General features: G+C 50.4%; 15 protein-coding genes and 1 pseudogene. 13 read left to right on the top strand and 3 right to left on the bottom strand.

Annotated elements, in window-relative coordinates; all coding sequences use genetic code 11:
* Positions 1-32: 32 nt before the first annotated feature.
* A complete protein-coding gene (locus LA360_RS11430; RefSeq protein WP_022201259.1) occupies positions 33-1,316 on the top strand; it encodes an NAD(P)-dependent oxidoreductase in 1,284 nt (427 codons plus the stop codon).
* Between the two features lie 32 nt (positions 1,317-1,348).
* Positions 1,349-2,200, top strand: a complete 852-nt coding sequence (locus LA360_RS11425) for a sugar phosphate isomerase/epimerase family protein (RefSeq protein ID WP_022201258.1) — start codon at positions 1,349-1,351, stop codon at positions 2,198-2,200.
* A gap of 189 nt (positions 2,201-2,389) precedes the next feature.
* Here LA360_RS11425 and LA360_RS11420 read toward each other — a convergent pair whose 3' ends face one another.
* A complete protein-coding gene (locus LA360_RS11420; RefSeq protein WP_057571139.1) occupies positions 2,390-3,769 on the bottom strand; it encodes an MATE family efflux transporter in 1,380 nt (459 codons plus the stop codon).
* 328 nt (positions 3,770-4,097) lie between these two features.
* Here LA360_RS11420 and LA360_RS11415 point away from each other — a divergent pair, with 328 nt between their 5' ends.
* The 4 genes from LA360_RS11415 to LA360_RS11400 all read left to right on the top strand — a co-directional run bounded on the left by LA360_RS11415 (position 4,098) and on the right by LA360_RS11400 (position 7,546).
* Complete coding sequence (locus tag LA360_RS11415; protein ID WP_022201256.1) at positions 4,098-5,093, top strand: ADP-ribosylglycohydrolase family protein; 996 nt, start codon at positions 4,098-4,100, stop codon at positions 5,091-5,093.
* Entirely contained in the window at positions 5,090-6,022 is a 933-nt protein-coding gene (locus tag LA360_RS11410; RefSeq protein WP_112481951.1) for a PfkB family carbohydrate kinase, read from the top strand. Before LA360_RS11415 ends, LA360_RS11410 begins: the two co-directional genes overlap by 4 nt.
* Before the next feature lie 26 nt (positions 6,023-6,048).
* A complete protein-coding gene (pnuC, locus tag LA360_RS11405) occupies positions 6,049-6,735 on the top strand; it encodes a nicotinamide riboside transporter PnuC (protein ID WP_022201254.1) in 687 nt (228 codons plus the stop codon).
* An 85-nt stretch (positions 6,736-6,820) separates the two neighbouring features.
* Positions 6,821-7,546, top strand: coding sequence for a GntR family transcriptional regulator (locus LA360_RS11400; protein WP_112482229.1), 726 nt, complete (start codon positions 6,821-6,823; stop codon positions 7,544-7,546).
* A gap of 51 nt (positions 7,547-7,597) precedes the next feature.
* On the opposite strand, the gene LA360_RS11395 is transcribed toward LA360_RS11400, so the two are convergent.
* The gene (locus LA360_RS11395; protein WP_022201252.1) at positions 7,598-9,157 is read right to left on the bottom strand and encodes a putative polysaccharide biosynthesis protein; all 1,560 of its coding nucleotides are present in this window, start codon (positions 9,155-9,157) and stop codon (positions 7,598-7,600) included.
* Between the two features lie 173 nt (positions 9,158-9,330).
* Positions 9,331-10,065: an MATE family efflux transporter gene (locus tag LA360_RS11390; RefSeq protein ID WP_225537507.1), complete on the bottom strand. Its 735-nt coding sequence runs from the start codon at positions 10,063-10,065 to the stop codon at positions 9,331-9,333.
* Here LA360_RS11390 and LA360_RS31230 point away from each other — a divergent pair.
* From LA360_RS31230 to LA360_RS11355, 7 genes and pseudogenes are all read left to right on the top strand, one after another.
* Positions 10,056-10,224: pseudogene (locus LA360_RS31230) on the top strand (glycoside hydrolase family 88 protein); the annotation flags it as partial. The gene LA360_RS11390 and the pseudogene LA360_RS31230 overlap by 10 nt on opposite strands.
* A gap of 243 nt (positions 10,225-10,467) precedes the next feature.
* On the top strand, positions 10,468-11,661 hold the full coding sequence (locus tag LA360_RS11380) for an AAA family ATPase (RefSeq protein WP_022201250.1): 1,194 nt from the start codon (positions 10,468-10,470) through the stop codon (positions 11,659-11,661).
* A 15-nt stretch (positions 11,662-11,676) separates the two neighbouring features.
* Positions 11,677-12,165, top strand: a complete 489-nt coding sequence (locus LA360_RS11375; protein WP_022201249.1) for a hypothetical protein — start codon at positions 11,677-11,679, stop codon at positions 12,163-12,165.
* A 330-nt stretch (positions 12,166-12,495) separates the two neighbouring features.
* On the top strand, positions 12,496-13,689 hold the full coding sequence (gene nifS / locus LA360_RS11370) for a cysteine desulfurase NifS (protein ID WP_022201248.1): 1,194 nt from the start codon (positions 12,496-12,498) through the stop codon (positions 13,687-13,689).
* 57 nt (positions 13,690-13,746) lie between these two features.
* Positions 13,747-14,184: a Fe-S cluster assembly scaffold protein NifU gene (gene nifU / locus LA360_RS11365; protein WP_027641692.1), complete on the top strand. Its 438-nt coding sequence runs from the start codon at positions 13,747-13,749 to the stop codon at positions 14,182-14,184.
* On the top strand, positions 14,181-15,260 hold the full coding sequence (gene mnmA, locus LA360_RS11360) for a tRNA 2-thiouridine(34) synthase MnmA (protein WP_112481949.1): 1,080 nt from the start codon (positions 14,181-14,183) through the stop codon (positions 15,258-15,260). Before nifU ends, mnmA begins: the two co-directional genes overlap by 4 nt.
* Positions 15,257-16,618, top strand: coding sequence for an N-acetylmuramoyl-L-alanine amidase (locus LA360_RS11355; RefSeq protein WP_112481947.1), 1,362 nt, complete (start codon positions 15,257-15,259; stop codon positions 16,616-16,618). Before mnmA ends, LA360_RS11355 begins: the two co-directional genes overlap by 4 nt.
* Positions 16,619-16,752: the final 134 nt, after the last annotated feature.

Here is a 16,752-nt window from a genome sequence, read left to right as displayed (position 1 = left end):
AGATGAGAGCAGTTTAAAGGAGGAATCATGCCATGGCAGTTCATGTAATCGACGAGGCCAACCGTTGCCTGCAGTGTAAGAAACCCATGTGTCAGCAGGGATGCCCAATCCACACCCCCATACCCACGATGATCAAGGCCCTGAAAGAGGGGGGACTGGAGGAGGCGGGAGCCATGCTGTTTTCCAACAACCCCATGTCACTGGTGTGTTCCCTGGTATGCAATCATGAGCGGCAGTGTGAGGGCCACTGTGTCCTGGGAAGAAAGGGACAGCCGGTCCATGTGAGCAGCATAGAGAATTATATATCAGACACATGCCTGGAGCGTATTGACGTCCGGTGCCAGCCAAAGAACGGGAAAAAGGTGGCTGTCATCGGAGCGGGGCCCGCGGGAATCACAATTGCCATTCTGCTGACACAGAAAGGGTACAGTGTGACCATCTTTGACTCCAGGGACAAGATTGGCGGCGTATTGCAGTACGGCATACCGGAATTCCGTCTGCCAAAGGCAATTTTGGAGCGCTATAAGAAAAAGCTTCTGTCCATGGGAATCAGGATTCGTCCCAATACCACCATAGGGGGAGCCCTGGAAATCAAGGACCTGTTCCGGGACGGATATGAGAGCATCTTCATCGGCACCGGTGTATGGCGTCCAAAGAAGCTGGGAATCAAGGGAGAATCCCTGGGAAATGTGCATTTTGCCATTGATTACCTGGCCAATCCGGATGCCTACGACCTGGGAGACAGGGTGGCTGTTATCGGAGTGGGCAATTCCGCTATGGACGTGGCCAGGACCGTCATCCGAAAGGGTTCCCACCATGTGACCCTCTATGCCAGAGGGAACCACTCGGACGCCAGCCTTCACGAGACACAGTACGCCATGCTGGACGGAGCTAAATTCGAGTTTAACAGGAATGTTGTGGAAATCAATGACAACGGGCCTGTATTCCAGCAGATTCTGTATGATGAGGAAGGCAATGCGGCAGGGGTTTCCGATGAAAAAGAGCAGGTTTACGCTGATTCTGTTATTATCTCCATAAGCCAGGGGCCAAAGAGCAAGCTGGTCAATACCACAGAGGGGCTGAAGGCCACCAGAAACGGCCTTTTGGAGACGGACGAACAGGGGGAGACAACGGTGGAGGGAATCTTTGCCTCCGGCGATGTGGTTCTGGGAGCCAAGACAGTGGTGGAGGCAGTGGCCTATTCCAAGACGGTTGCAGATGCCATGGATGCCTATATGAAGAAAAAAGATATGAAAGAAAAAAATAAAAAAGACGAAAAAAGGACTGGCCGGCCGGGAATAGCCGTGGTAAAATAGGGATTGAAAACGTTTGCAAAGGAGAAGGGTCCATGAAACTGAATACAGGCATGAGATGCCATGATTTATGTCCAAAGATGGAAATGGAAAAGCTGTTTGCCCAGGTGAGGGAACATGATATCCGCCAGATCCAGCTGGCATTTGGAAAGTCCATCAGCGATTACGATTTTACCACAGGCCATTACAGCTCCGGATTTGCCCGGACCATTGCCAGGGAGCTGGAGAAGAACCAAATCCATGTGGCTGTGCTGGGCTGCTACATTAATCCCACAAACCCCATTGAATCCAGGCGCCAGGCAGAGGTGGCGCGTTTCATCGAACACATGAAATATGCCAGAATCATAGGGGCTGATATGGTGGGAACAGAGACCGGACGCCTGGACCCGGATTTTAGGGTCACAGAGGAATCCTATACGGAGGACGCTTACCGGCTGCTTCTTAAGAGTATGAGGGAGATCGTGGCTGCGGCCGAGAAACTGGGCGTTATCGTGGGGGTGGAGGGCGTATTTAACCACACGCTGTACAGCCCTGCCAGGATGAAGCGGTTTCTGGAGGACATTGATTCCCCCAATGTGGAGGTGATACTGGACGCCGTGAACCTGATCCACCCCTATCAGGTGGAGCCGGAGGCCCAGAAGCAAGTCATTGACAGGGCCTTTGCATATTACGGCGACCGCATAGGGGCCCTTCATGTGAAGGATTTTGTCTTTGACGGTCAGGAACAGCTGTTCCGACATGTGGGTGACGGTCTTTTCCGGTATGAACCCCTTATGAAGCATGTTAAGGAGAGAAAGCCCCATATTGCCATGCTGCTGGAGAATTCCGGCAGGGAGCGTTATCATGAGGATGTGAAGTTCCTTCAGCAGATTTACGACCGGGTGTAGAGGGCGGTATGCGGGCAGTCTGTCCGGAACAATAGGCCGTGAAACCGGCTAAAAGAGCTGACAAGCCGGTTAAAAGAGAAGTGAGGTCAGTGGAAATCCAATACATAGAACACCCCAAAGCTGATAAGAAAGGCTTTGGGGTGTTCTATGTTTGGGATATTGCTTTCCGATCATCGGGCTCGGATAGAGTCAGGCATGAGCTCCCAACTTCCGCTTCATTTTCCGGAAGGTAAGAATGAACAGTGTTACCGTGGTGCACACTGCTATGGTATCGGCAATGGGTTCTGCCACGAACACGGCAAACACCTTATTTTCAAAGATGTTAGGCAGAATGTAAATCAACGGTATCAGCAGGATGACCTTGCGAAGCAGGGCCAGAAACAGGGAGGTCTTGCTGTCGCCGATAGCGATAAAGGTCTGCTGGCATGCCAGCTGGGCTCCGAAGAGCAGGGACGCGGCCATATAGATGCGGATAGACCACTCGCTGAAGTCTGTCAGGGCGGCGTCGTGGGTAAAGATGCGGATATATACCATGGGCGCGAACATGGCCACGGCCCAGAGGGCGGTGGAGTAGGTCAAACATGAGGTCAGAAGCAGCCGGAAGGTCCTGCTTACGCGGTCCAGCTTTTTGGCGCCGTAGTTAAAGCTGATAATAGGTTGTGCGCCTTGGGTCAGTCCCTGAAGGGGCAGGAGGGAGAACTGCATCACGCTTCCCATGATGGTCATGGCCCCCACTGCCACATCGCCTCCGTACTTTAGGAGGGAGGTGTTAAAACAGATGTTCAGGATGCTTTCCGTGAACTGCATGACAAAGGGGGCAGCGCCCAGCGCAATGGCCGGCATGAGGATTTCCCTTTTAGGCCGCATGTAACAGGCGCGTATTTTCAGGTAACTCTTATTTGATATGAGGAACAGGACAACCCAGACAGCGGAAATTCCCTGGGAGATGATGGTTGCCAGGGCAGCGCCCCGCACGCCCATATGGAACACAAACATGAGAATAGGGTCCAGGATGATGTTGCATATGGCTCCGATGAGCACGGTGTACATGCCTGTCTTGGCATATCCCTGGGCATTGATGAAGGCGTTGAGTCCCAGAGCCAGCTGTACGAAAATGGTTCCCAGGGAATAAATCTGCATGTAAGCCCACCCATACTCTATGGTATTGCCGCTGGCTCCGAACATCAGCAGGATGCTGCGGCCGAAGATGAGGAAGAAAGCAGTCAGGACAACGGCCACGGTTATAAGAGCAGTGGTACAGTTGCCCAGGATGTTTTCTGCTTCTTCCTTTCTGCCCTTGCCCAGCATAATGGATGCCCTGGGAGCGCCGCCCATGCTTACCAGGGCAGCAAAGGCGGAAATCGCCATGATAACCGGGAAGGTGACGCCCACGCCTGTAAGCGCATGGGCGCCTTCGCCGGGCAGATGGCCGATATACATACGGTCCACCATGTTATACAGCACGTTGATGATTTGGGCTGTAATGGCCGGCAGAGCCAACTGAAAAAGAAGTTTTCCCACGCTTCCCGTGCCCAGGTCCACCTCTTTTGCTTCTTTGTTCTTCTCCATATAATTCACAATCCTTTCGTATTTCAAAAATAGCCATTTAAATACTATATCTCGAAACATTGGGAAAGTCAACCAGATGGACGGATGGCAAAAAGCCGAAAAATGAATCCTGCCGGAGAGACAGGAACGGAACCTGTCGTGATTATACAAAATACATAAAAACAAGTGCGATAAAGTGGTGGAATATTGGGATTTTGTGACCATGTGCATAAATATGTATTTTTATATTGACAGGAATGTCAGATGATACTATAATGCAGATAATAATACAAGCTGTAATGACAATATGTAATAATATGTAATAATAATCTTGCCAGGAGGTAACAGTATGAGAGACAAAATTGCCGGAGCCCTTTTCGGGATGGCTCTGGGCGACGCCATGGGCATGCCTGCGGAGTTGTGGGGGAGAAAGAGAGTGAAAGCCTTTTTCGGACGGATTGAGGGATTTTTAGACGGACCGGCTGAGAATGATGTGGCTTTTAATTATAAGAAGGGACAGTTCACCGATGATACGGGCCAGGCTCTGGTTCTGCTGGACTCCATTGCGTCCACTGACTATGAACCGGACACAAGGGACATTGCCCTTAGGATGTTAGCCTGGGCTGAAAAGGAGAATGCCTTTGAGAACAATATCCTGGGCCCCACCTCCAAGGTGGCTCTGGCGAATTTCAGGGACAACATCCAGGATTCCAGGATTACGGACAAGGCACTGTCCAACGGAAGCGCCATGAGGATTGCCCCCATCGGCTGCCTGTTCAGGCCGGAACAGAAGGAGGACATTGCCAGGTATGTGTACCAGGTATCAAGAGCCACGCATACCAGCGATGTGACCATAGCCGGTGCGGCCATGATTGCGGAGGCAGTGAGCTCGGCCATGGTGAAGGATGGCTTTGATGAGGTCATGGAGGATGTGTTTGGGATTGAGGAGATTGGTTACGGCATGGGCTGCGAGACCTTCAGTCCAAAGCTGGGAGAGCGCTTGAAGATCGGCCTGGACATTGCCAAAGCCCACAGGGGGGATGATGAGGGGTTCATCCGCAGGCTCTACGATGTGGTAGGCGCCGGGGTGGGGATTATTGAGTCCGTGCCGGCAGCCCTGTCCGTGGCATACTTTGCCCAGGACCCCAACCGGTCCTGCCTGCTCTGCGCCAACATGGCAGGCGACACAGACACCATTGGAGCCATGGCAACTGCTGTCTGCGGGGCATTTACAGGGCTTGGACAGATAAAACAGGAATACATTGAAACCCTGAGGCAGCAGAATGACGCTGACTTTGACCATTACATACAGATACTGGAAAAAGGAAGGGAGAGACTTGCATGAAAACCCTTGTGATAGGTGCAGCCATCATTGATATTATCATGAAGATAAAGCGCCTGCCTAAAAGCGGGGAGGACATTCTGTGCAGTGAAACCGTGTCAGCTGTGGGGGGATGTGCCTACAACGTGGCCGGTACGCTGCGGGGCTTTGACGCGGACCACGACCTTTTCGTGCCTGTGGGAAGGGGCATGTACGGGAATATGATTGCAGGCGATCTGGAAAAACTGGGATACCCCATCCTTATCAGGGAAGAAGAGTCGGACAATGGTTACTGCCTGTGTCTGGTGGAGGAGGATGGGGAGCGCACATTCATCACGGTCAAGGGCGCGGAAGGGTGCTTTAGGCCCTCCTGGTTTGAACAGCTGTCCCAGGATGTCTATGACAGCATCTATGTGGCCGGATACCAGGTGTGCGGTAACAGCGGCAGGGTCATATCCGGCTGGATGGAGGGCGCGAAGGACAGGATGAAGGAAAAACGCGTTTTCTTTGCTCCGGGGCCTGTCATAACCGACATTGACGGGGATGTGATGGAGCGCATCCTTTCAGTGGAGCCCATTCTCCATCTCAATGAGAAGGAAGCCTTTGATTACACGAAGCAGCCGTCTGTGGAGGGCTGCCTGAGGTATCTGCACGGCCTGAACCATAACCTTGTGGTGGTCACCATGGGGGCTTCCGGCACCATGTATTATGACGGCAGCAGGATAAAGACGGTTCCTGCCTGTAAGACCCGGGTAAAGGATACCATAGGGGCGGGAGACAGCCACGTGGCAGCCATGATTGCGGGGTATTCCAAGGGGCTGGATACGGAGCAATGTGTGAGACTGGCTAACCGGGTGGCATCGGAAATCGTAAGCATCCAGGGGCCGGTGATGATCAGGGAAATGTTTGAACAGCAGGATTTTGCGTCCTATATCCTGAATGGCTGCATATAACATACGAATGTGGAGGGGAAGTTTATATGAATAAGATAAAAGAGTTCTTTCGTGATTGGAGTATATTTGAAAAAGTCTGGCTGGTTTTTGTGTGCTCGCTTATGACCGTTATATGGTTTATCAACGGGGATACGCCGTTCATGCTGGTCTTAAGCCTTACAGGCAGCCTGAACCTGGTTCTGGGAGCCAAGGGCAAGGTGGCAGGGCTTTACTTTGCCATCATCAACAGCGCCCTGTACGCGTACCAGTGCCTGGGAATCCCGCTGTACGGCGAGGTAATGTACAATGTTCTCTACAGCATTCCGGTCAGCGCCACTGCCATCTATCTGTGGAATAGGAACGCAACCAGCGACGGCGAGGTCCGGTTCCGCACCATGACGCCTAAGCTTATGGCAGGGGTGGCGGCGGCCACGGCCGCGGGAGTATGGGGATATTCAGAACTGTTAAAATACATGGGAGGTTCCTTTGTATTTATGGATTCACTGACCACAGTGGTTTCCGTCATAGCCAGTATGCTCTATTTGCTCCGTTATTCCGAGCAGTGGCTTATGTGGGTCATTGTCAACGCGCTGTCCATCATCATGTGGATTATGGTGTTTGTATCAGGGGACACCACGGCCCTGCTCATCATTGTGATGAAGACAGTGAATCTGCTGAATTCCCTCTATGGGTATATGAACTGGAGGAAAATATCGCAGAAAACAGCGAAGTAACCCCTTTTCTCTCTTCAATAAGTTGAAAGAATGTCTCTCTCAGTATATAATGATAAAAACAGAAAAAGTGCGGATTGAGGTTATTATGAGAGAGAAATTAGCCAAATATGAGCAGATCAGGCAGGATATCATACATAAAATCGAGAGCATGGAATACAGGCCCAACCAGGTCATTCCATCGGAAAATGAGCTGTGCGCATCCTATGGGGTGAGCAGGATTACAGTCAGAAAGGCCATAGACGAGCTGGTTCATGAGGGACTGCTCTACCGAATCAGGGGAAAAGGAAGCTTTGTCAGGGACCATGCGTCGGAGGGACTGTCACGCATCTACAGCTTTACCGAAGCCATCCTCCACCAGGGAAAGACGCCGTCCAAAAGGCTGCTGTTCCTGAAGGCGGAGGAAGCCGACGCGGACATAAGGCGCAGGATGGGCTTAAAGGAGAGGGAGGAGGTCTACGTCATCAAGAGCATTTATTATGCGGACGGCAGGCCCTATTGTATCAATACCTCCATTCTTCCAAAGAAGCTGTTTCCCAAGCTGGAGTTATTTGACTTCAACCGCAACTCCCTGTATGAGGTGCTGAAATCCTTTTACCAGCTCTCCTTCACAAAGGCGCGGCAAATTTTAAACGCCACGGTGGGGAGCAGCGAAATCTACGGATATCTGGAGACGGAGGAAAATCAGCCTTTGCTCAGAATCAACGCCACCTCCTTCTGTCTGTATCATGATAATGAGACGGTATTCGAGATATATGAGTCTTATATATTGACAGACATCCTCAGCTATTATGTGGAAAAATATAACACGTGAGAAGAACGTTGAAAAAGATACTGCTTGCGATGGAAAAAGCGGTCCCTGGCTCTAAGGCAGGGGCCGCTTTTTGTGGAACAGGAGCAGAAGTCCCATGTAGCTGAAGCTCAGGAACAGAATCTGCACCGTTGTCATGATAAAGAGGGGAAGCTCTTTAAGCCAGACGCAGGCCTGTGAAAATGCCAGGTACATGCCGATGGAGACCAGCAGAAGGAGTACAGGCTTAACTATCATGTTGATGGTATCCCAGCAAAAGGGTACCAGACGCTTCACCGCAAGGAAGCTCATGAGGGCCAGAGCCAGTTCACTGACCAGCATGCCCCACAGGTATCCCAGAATTCCGTATCTGGGAATGGCAAAGAGCACAAACGCCAGCCGTATGACCATGGCAGACACATTCTGGAAAAAGGTGGATGAAGTCCTGCCGAGGCCGTTTAAGATGCTGCCCATAGTAGTGGCCAGGTACATGAAGGGACACAGCCATGACAGGATGGTGATATATGTACCCGCGTTTTGGTCGTGGAATACGCTGACGCCCAGCTGGTTCCCAAAAATGGTGAATATGCCGATGCACAGCACGCCCATATAGCAGCTGTATCGCAGGGACATGGATATCATGGAGGAAATACGGGCCTCGTTGCCGTCGGCCTGGGCTTCGGCCACCGTGGGCAGCAGGAGCACGGCCATGGAGTTGGTGATGGCGGAGGGAAACAGAATGAACGGCAAGGCCATGCTGGTCAGGACGCCGTATACGGACAGGGCCTCGGAGTTGGTAAGGCCGGAGCTCATCAGCTTGTTGGGAATCCATATGGCTTCCGCACTTCCCAGTACATTTAAAATCAGCCGGTTTCCCATAAGGGGAAGGGCCAGGGCCATAAGGGGAGCCGCGGTGGCGCCAAAGGAAAGGGGGATGGCAGGAGCGCGGCGGGAGTCTCCGTCTTTGCAGGGCGGAAAGAATCCGAGACAGAACACGGTGAACATGGCAGATGCCATCTCGCCAATCAGGTGCCCGTATACAGCCAGGCTTACGGTGATCTGGCGGCCTGATTCCAGCCAGATGCTGGCAATGAGGAACACGGCACCCATGCGTATGACCTGCTCCGCCACCTGGGAAAAGGCCGGGACACGGGCTTTCTGCATGCCGTAGTAGTAACCGTTGATACAGGCGTGGAGGGCCGCGAAGGGAACGGACACAGCCATCACCGGCAGATAGGGAGCGCATCTGGGCTCCAGCAGAAGCTTTTCTGCAAGGAAACCGGCATTTCCATAGATGCCCCAGGCCAGGAGGAAGGACATGCCCATGGCAATAACCAGACCCGTCCTGAATACGGCTTTGCCCCTGGTCTGGTTGGCAGCCACGTACTGCGACAGGGCGGTCTGGATGGAGCCTGCGCAGACAGCGAAACAGATGCTGAATATGGGGTGCACCATATTGTAAATACCCAGTCCCTCGGCACCGATGGTCCTGGACATGAAGATTCTATAGAAGAATCCCAGTATCCTGCATATGAACCCGGTGGAGGTCAGGAGTAAGGTCCCGGTGATGAAGGCCATTTTCCTGGGTGACAGACGCTTGGAGACAGGGGAGGATGCGGTCAATGAGTGATTCATAAACGCTCCTGGAGATGGGAATTATTAAAAATATATGATGAATTCCAGGATGTAGAACCCATTGGACGGCGATTTGGAGGCATCCCCGGAGCAATTTCCATACACTTTCTAAGCAGTTGGTTTTACAGTCTGCTCCATCCTGTTAAATTCCCTGAATATGCCCCGGATTATGACTAGCGTGAGAACCAGGGTGCCGATGTCTGCAATGGGCTGGGCCAGCTGGATGCCGAAAAGGCCCAGGTGATGTGTGGCGATGAGCAGCACCGGAAGAGTTGACGAAGTAGATCAGGCGGTTTACGATGGCCATGGCCGCGATGGCAGCGTCGCCAAAGGGGTGGGCCGTGGTATTTAAAACAATGGTCGCAATACTGGCCATACCCTGACGGGTCAGGGAGGGCAGGCCGCCGCTTAAGATTTTGCCGAAAAAGGAAAAGGGATGGACGGAAATTGCCGATGCGGATATGGATACACTCCCTGCGCAGGTTGCACTGGGCGAGAAGAATGCAGAAACTGATAAACTGGGACAGGCCGGTGGCAATGGCGGCCCCGGAGGTACCCAGACCCAGGCCGAAGATAAAGATGGGGTCCAGGGCAATGTTAAGGATGCCGCCTGTGGTGATTCCCACCATGGCAAAGGCGGCCAGGCCCTGGAGCCGCAGCAGGTTATTCATGATAAAGGAACACATCATGAAAGGCGTGGCCAGGAAAATGTAGCGGGCATATTCCACTGCAAAGAGCTTGATGGTTTCCGTGGCTCCCAAAAGCATAACAACCTGGTCAATGTGGAACAGGCAGAAAACGCCCAGGCAGGTACCCAGGATAAAGCCGGTGAAGAATGCAACGGAGACAGCCCCTTCCCCGTCCTCGTGGCGTCCGGCACCCAGACACCGGGCTTCCCCAGGAGTCAAACGGCCTTCTTTTCCACGGCACCTATGCCAGGGCCAGCGCGGGCAATCCCTGCGCCAACCGGGGTGGGGATGAGTGCAATACCTGGGGGGTGGGGGGATTATTTTTATATGGAGGCGCTTACCAGGCTTGTGGGGGAATGGGAGCCGTATTGGTATTAAGGAACGGAATCATTATTATAATTAGGAGTGAGAGGCAGACTGCGATTTCATTACAGTGTACTTCGAGCTCCTGATTTTGTATATGAAGATATTAGAATAATTATGGTATTTTAAGTTTTGGCATGGAGAATAAAGTGGTTTAGTCAAGATTAAAGAAGAATGACATATTAAATAAGTCAAAAATAAATTGACATACCAAGTCAAATCAACTATACTATTAAATATAGTAAGGAGGTGGGTATTTTGCTGGGACTGGAGTATGTATGTAAATTGTATGATATTTCTTATTTGAATTTAGCTAACAAACTAGAGGTTACATCTCAGCAGATAAATGACTGGATAAAACTCAGAAGGAGGATACCGCAGCACCATTTGGAAAATGCAAGCAAAATATTAGGTATACCATCAGCATACCTTGAAAAGGAATTAGACGATATAGATAGGATACGAATACAGGAGATTAAAATCAAGAGAGAGAAGGAGCGGTATTTTTCAATGACAAAAGGACAGAAGAGAGTATGTATAATTAACTATAAGGGCGGGGTGGGAAAAACAACATTAGCATTAAATTTAGCCGCAGGGTTATCAACGAAAGGAAAAGTACTGCTTATAGATGTGGACCATCAAGCAAATCTGAGCCGTGCGTGTTTAAAATCCAAGGAATTTACAGAAGATAACAGTGTTGCAGCAATATTTAAGTCGTATATAAACAGAACCCAGATGCCAGATACCCAGATAATTGAAAAGGCTCCGCTGAAACGGTTTAAAAATTTAGATATCCTCCCATCAATAGAGGAATTAGATGAATTTGAGTTTGATTTAGCAAGTACAGCTCATGCGGATGATTTCCATGATTGGGATAAGAAAACCTTGATTTGTAAATGGATAGATGATAATAACCTTGAAAGTGAGTATGATTATATTGTTTTTGATTGTCCTCCGGCAACGATGAATATAACACAGAATGCTTTGGCGGCTTCGCATTTTTATATTGTGCCTCTGATACCCAGCGAACTGTCCTTACGTGGTTTGAATCATTTAATACATATGATAGATAATAAAATATATAGTAAGCTATTGGCATATAAGCAGATGTTGGAGATAGGAATCCAAAACGGATTATACAAAAACTGTATATATAAGTCATTTGTTGGTCATATAGAACTCAAAGCAGCTGTGTTGAGCATGGTTCAGGTGGCGCCTAATACATATAATAGATATGGGTGTACGGATGTACACCAAAGAGGTATAGATCAGCTAAAACAGTGGGAGAAGTCGATGGATGGTTTAAAAGGAAAGGTTTTGTATGACCACATTGTTTACAAGAGAACTGATATAGAAAATGCCATGGGTCTGGGTATGCCGGCCTATAATACAGAATATGATAATCAGGGTGAGATAACAGAACTAGTAGATTATATAGCGAAAATATTATGATTCAGGAGAAGAAATATGATTAAAAATATAAGGATAGAGTTGATGCGGTTATTCTATAATGACTGTAATTTAAGTCATGATATAAAAGCGTGTGATGAGATGGAAGCCTTTTTTGATGCTTTAAAGATGTTGGATACATTTACGGTTGACCAGACTAAAAATTATTTTGATAAGATTAGGGAATCTGTTTCCAATGTAGAGGCACTAGCTCCTGTTAAAAGGTCCCGAGGTGGCTGTGATTTATTAAATATATTACAAACAATGGGGCTGGAGTCCTTATGCTATGAGAATATTACGATTGAAGTAGTAAAGGCATTGCAGGCTAACGACAAAATTACGAAAGCATTGGCATTACAGTTAGCAGAAAAAATTGGTATTACAAAAAAATCATATAAAACCCGCAAGGATATTTTTTATGACATCGTTCGGATGATTAATAACCGTGACACAATGAATGCAACAAAAAATGCATTGACTAATGAAATTCCTAATATTGATGAATAGAGAAGTATGGTCATAAACTATTTTCGATTTTGGTGGAAAAGATTGTATGATATGAAGATAGGCTGTCCCTGTAGTGGGATGGCCTTTTTGAATAAAGTGTGTCTAAATATAGGTTGACTGGCCGTTTTCAGATAGTCATGGATTGATTATAAGGACACAAATGTAGTTTTACATAATCTGGAAAATGGTAATATCCTTGAATTTTTCATATAATAACAGTAGTGCCATATAAAACAAGTATTCCTATTGAAATTGTAGGAATACTATGGTATAGTAAAAAGCGTAGATGAAGCTTTTAACTTTAGGACTACAGAAAGGCGGATTTTGATTATGAAGCAATTGATTTATCTGGATAATGCGGCCACCACAAAGACCAGGCCGGAGGTGGTGGAGTCCATGCTTCCATACTTTACGGAGTATTACGGCAACCCCTCCTCGGTCTACGACTTCTCCACTGAGAGTAAAAAGGCCGTAAACCATGCAAGAGAGACCATTGCCCGGTCCCTGGGTGCAAAGACCAATGAGATATATTTTACGGCCGGAGGCAGCGAGGCCGATAACTGGGCCCTGGTGGCCACGGCAGAGGCCTATGGAAATAAAGGGAAACACATCATCACCACCAAGATTGAGCACCACGCCATCCTTCACACCTGCCAGTACCTGGAGAAAAGGGGATACGAGGTCACATATCTGGATGTGGATGAAAATGGAGTGGTCAAGCTGGATGAGCTTAAGAAGGCCATCCGGCCGGACACCATCCTCATATCAGTGATGTTTGCCAATAATGAGATCGGTACCATCGAGCCCATCAAGGAGATTGGGGCCATTGCCAGGGAACACGGGATTTTGTTCCACACCGATGCGGTACAGGCATTTGCCCATGTGCCCATTGATGTGGATGAGTACAATATTGACATGCTCAGTTCCAGCGGACATAAGCTGAACGGGCCCAAGGGAATCGGATTTCTCTATATCCGCACAGGTGTTAAGATTCGTTCCTTCATCCACGGAGGCGCCCAGGAGCGCAAGCGCCGTGCCGGAACAGAGAATGTGCCCGGCATAGTGGGATACGGCAAGGCAGTGGAGCTGGCCATGGCCAACATGGAGGAACGGGCTGCCAGGGAAACGAAACTGCGGGATTATCTGATGAAGCGGGTCATGGACGAGGTGCCCTTTACCAGGATTAACGGCTCACGCACCAGCCGCCTTCCGGGCAATGTGAATTTTGCTTTCCAGTTTATTGAAGGTGAATCCCTTCTCATCAAACTGGATATGGCAGGCATCTGCGGATCCAGCGGTTCAGCCTGCACTTCAGGGTCACTGGACCCATCCCATGTGCTTTTGGCCATCGGGCTGCCTCATGAGATTGCCCACGGCTCTCTCCGTCTTACCTTAAGCGGGGAGAACACAAAGGAGGAGATGGATTACGTGACGGAGCAGATTAAGGATATCGTGGGATACCTGCGGAGCATGTCGCCTTTGTATGAGGATTATATAAAGCACAATGGCGGTGAGAAAAAATAATATACAGGGAAGTGCCTGTATGAAAGATAAACTTGGAACGATTCAGGAGGAATATAGATGTACACAGAAAAAGTAATGGACCATTTTGAGCACCCCAGAAATGTGGGTGAGATAGAGAACCCCAGCGGAATGGGGACAGTGGGAAATCCCAAATGCGGCGATATCATGCGGATTTACCTGGATATTGATGAGAACCAGGTCATCCGGGACGTGAAGTTCAAAACCTTTGGCTGCGGGGCTGCCGTGGCAACCAGCAGCATGGCCACGGAGCTGGTAAAGGGAAAGACGGTCCAGGAGGCCATGGCCGTTACCAATAAAGCAGTCATGGAAGCACTTGACGGACTGCCTCCGGTTAAGGTACACTGTTCTCTGTTGGCAGAGGAAGCAATCCATGCGGCCCTCTGGGATTACGCACAGAAAAACGGTATTACCATTGAGGGCTTAGAAAAGCCCAAGGATAATATTGAGGAAGAGGAAGAAGAGGAAAACTATTGAGCAGGAAGGTAGTAGTAGGCATGTCAGGAGGAGTTGACTCCTCCGTGGCAGCCTGGCTGTTAAAGGAACAGGGTTACGACGTGATTGGCGTGACCATGCAGATTTGGCAGGACGAGGATACTGAGGTCCAGGAGGCAGAGGGCGGTTGCTGCGGTTTAAGCGCGGTGGATGACGCCAGAAGGGTTGCCATGGACCTGGGTATCCCTTATTATGTCATGAATTTCAAGGAAGAGTTCCGTAAAAACGTGATGGATTATTTTGTAGGCGAGTACGTGGAGGGAAGGACGCCCAACCCGTGTATTGCCTGCAACCGCCACGTGAAGTGGGAGTCACTGCTCAGGCGGAGCATGGCCATCGGGGCGGATTACATTGCCACAGGTCATTATGCGCAGATAGACAGGCTGCCGGGAGGGCGTTATTCCCTAAAGATCTCGGTGACCGCCGCAAAGGACCAGACATACGCTCTCTACAACCTGACCCAGGAACAGCTGTCCCATACCCTGATGCCTGTGGGAAGCTACCATAAGGAGGAGATACGGGACATGGCAGAGCGCCTGGGACTTCCGGTGGCACATAAACCGGACAGCCAGGAGATATGCTTTATCCCGGACCACGATTACGCGTCATTTATTGAGGAATACACGGGCAGGGAGCTGCCGCCGGGAAACTTCGTGGACCTGGACGGCAATGTCCTGGGCCGTCATAGGGGCATTACCCACTATACGGTGGGCCAGAGAAAGGGGCTGAACCTTTCCATGGGCCGCCCTGTTTTCGTGGTGGAAATACGCCCTGAAACAAATGAAGTTGTCATCGGTGACAATCAGGATGTATTTACAAATGTGCTACGCTGCGATAAACTGAACTGGATGGCAGTTGACGGGCTTCATGGAAAGTCCATGGATGTCTTGGCCAAAATCAGATACAGCCACAAAGGAAGTCCCTGTACCATCCGTGAAATCGGGAATGATATGGTGGAATGCCGTTTCCATGAGCCGGTCCGGGCCGTGACTCCGGGACAGGCCGTGGTATTCTACGACGGGGATTATGTGGCAGGCGGAGGTACCATAATAAGATGAAACGGAAGATAAGAGAAAGCAGCGCCGCATGTAAAAGCAGTGCGGCGCCCACAGACAGAATGGAACGCAACGGAATGGCACGTAACAAACGGCGGGTAAATGGTCTGGCCGCCATTGGGCTGGCAGGCATCATGGCCGCCGGCATGGGTCTGACCGGGTGTGGAAACTATGTGCCCAGCAGCGAGATGAAGGCCGGAATCCAGTCCGAAGGCGGGGAGGTGTCCTGGGGCCAGGAGAGCCCGTCAGCCGGCGAGCCCTCAGTTGCGCGGGAAGAAGGCAGTGCGGATAAAGGCAGTAAGGCCGAGACCATCAAACTGGACACAGAGCGAACCACGGCACCCATGCCTCAGTTTGAGGATATATCAGACACTGTCTATGTGAAATCATCAAACGGCGGCAGTGTACGCATACGCTCTGCCTGCGATACAGGGGACGATTCCAACATTCTGACAAACGCCAGTCCCGGAACCGGACTAAAGCGTACCGGGAAGGGGGAGCAGTGGACCAGAATTGATTATAATGGAACGCCGGGTTACATATCATCCGGATATATAACCACCCAGGTTCCGGAGACCACGGCCGCGCCGCCCCGGGCATGTGTGGACAGCGGGGAGATAACCCTGAATCCTTCGTGGAAATACGCGGAGTTTTCCAAGATTTATTCGGGTGCGGCGGCACTGTACCGCTCCGAGGCAGCAAGCCCCAAGGGCATTACGGTCTGCGTCAATGCGGGGCATGGAACCAAGGGCGGAGCTTCTGTCAAGACGCTGTGTCATCCCGACGGCACACCCAAGGTAACCGGGGGCACCACCGGCGCAGGGGCCACCTTGGCGGCAGCCGTGTCAGGCGGCATGACCTTTGCCGACGGAACCGCCGAGAGCAAGGTGACGCTGTCCATGGCAAAGATACTGAAGGATAAGCTGCTGGCAGCAGGATATGATGTGCTGATGATCCGGGAGAGCGGCGATGTCCAGTTGGACAATATAGCCAGGACTGTCATAGCCAATAATGCAAGCGACTGCCACATTGCTCTTCACTGGGATTCCACCACCAATAACAAGGGGGCATTTTACATGAGCGTTCCCAATGTGGAATCCTACCGGAACATGGAACCCGTAAAATCTCACTGGCAGCAGCACAATGCCCTTGGCGAAAGCCTGGTGGCAGGTCTTAAGGGGGCGGGAGTCAAGATATTCTCCGGCGGCTCCATGGCCATGGATCTGACCCAGACTTCCTTCTCCACTGTGCCGTCCGTGGATATAGAGCTGGGAGACAAGGCTTCCGACCATTCTGCGGCCACGCTGACTACGCTGGCTGACGGCCTGGTGGCTGGGGTGAACCAGTATTTTGGGCAGTGAGGACAGAAAAAAATGAGAAAAACGATGATTTGAATTAGGGAATAGAAGGAGGGCTAAAACCCTCCTTTTTCCAGACAATCAACTGCAAACTGAGCGAATACAGCGGCCATCCCGAGTATCACGGATTCCTCCAG

This window comes from Enterocloster clostridioformis (assembly GCF_020297485.1).
Classification (GTDB): domain Bacteria; phylum Bacillota; class Clostridia; order Lachnospirales; family Lachnospiraceae; genus Enterocloster; species Enterocloster clostridioformis.
This window is presented reverse-complemented; position numbering and strand designations above follow the sequence as displayed.

Bases quoted from the DNA above. Each gene is read 5' to 3' on its own strand.
- LA360_RS11430 (WP_022201259.1), top strand. From the start codon at position 33: ATGGCAGTTCATGTAATCGACGAGGCCAACCGTTGCCTGCAGTGTAAG.
- LA360_RS11425 (WP_022201258.1), top strand. From the start codon at position 1,349: ATGAAACTGAATACAGGCATGAGATGCCATGATTTATGTCCAAAGATG.
- LA360_RS11420 (WP_057571139.1), bottom strand. From the start codon at position 3,769: ATGGAGAAGAACAAAGAAGCAAAAGAGGTGGACCTGGGCACGGGAAGC.
- LA360_RS11415 (WP_022201256.1), top strand. From the start codon at position 4,098: ATGAGAGACAAAATTGCCGGAGCCCTTTTCGGGATGGCTCTGGGCGAC.
- LA360_RS11410 (WP_112481951.1), top strand. From the start codon at position 5,090: ATGAAAACCCTTGTGATAGGTGCAGCCATCATTGATATTATCATGAAG.
- pnuC (WP_022201254.1), top strand. From the start codon at position 6,049: ATGAATAAGATAAAAGAGTTCTTTCGTGATTGGAGTATATTTGAAAAA.
- LA360_RS11400 (WP_112482229.1), top strand. From the start codon at position 6,821: ATGAGAGAGAAATTAGCCAAATATGAGCAGATCAGGCAGGATATCATA.
- LA360_RS11395 (WP_022201252.1), bottom strand. From the start codon at position 9,157: ATGAATCACTCATTGACCGCATCCTCCCCTGTCTCCAAGCGTCTGTCA.
- LA360_RS11375 (WP_022201249.1), top strand. From the start codon at position 11,677: ATGATTAAAAATATAAGGATAGAGTTGATGCGGTTATTCTATAATGAC.
- nifS (WP_022201248.1), top strand. From the start codon at position 12,496: ATGAAGCAATTGATTTATCTGGATAATGCGGCCACCACAAAGACCAGG.
- nifU (WP_027641692.1), top strand. From the start codon at position 13,747: ATGTACACAGAAAAAGTAATGGACCATTTTGAGCACCCCAGAAATGTG.
- LA360_RS11355 (WP_112481947.1), top strand. From the start codon at position 15,257: ATGAAACGGAAGATAAGAGAAAGCAGCGCCGCATGTAAAAGCAGTGCG.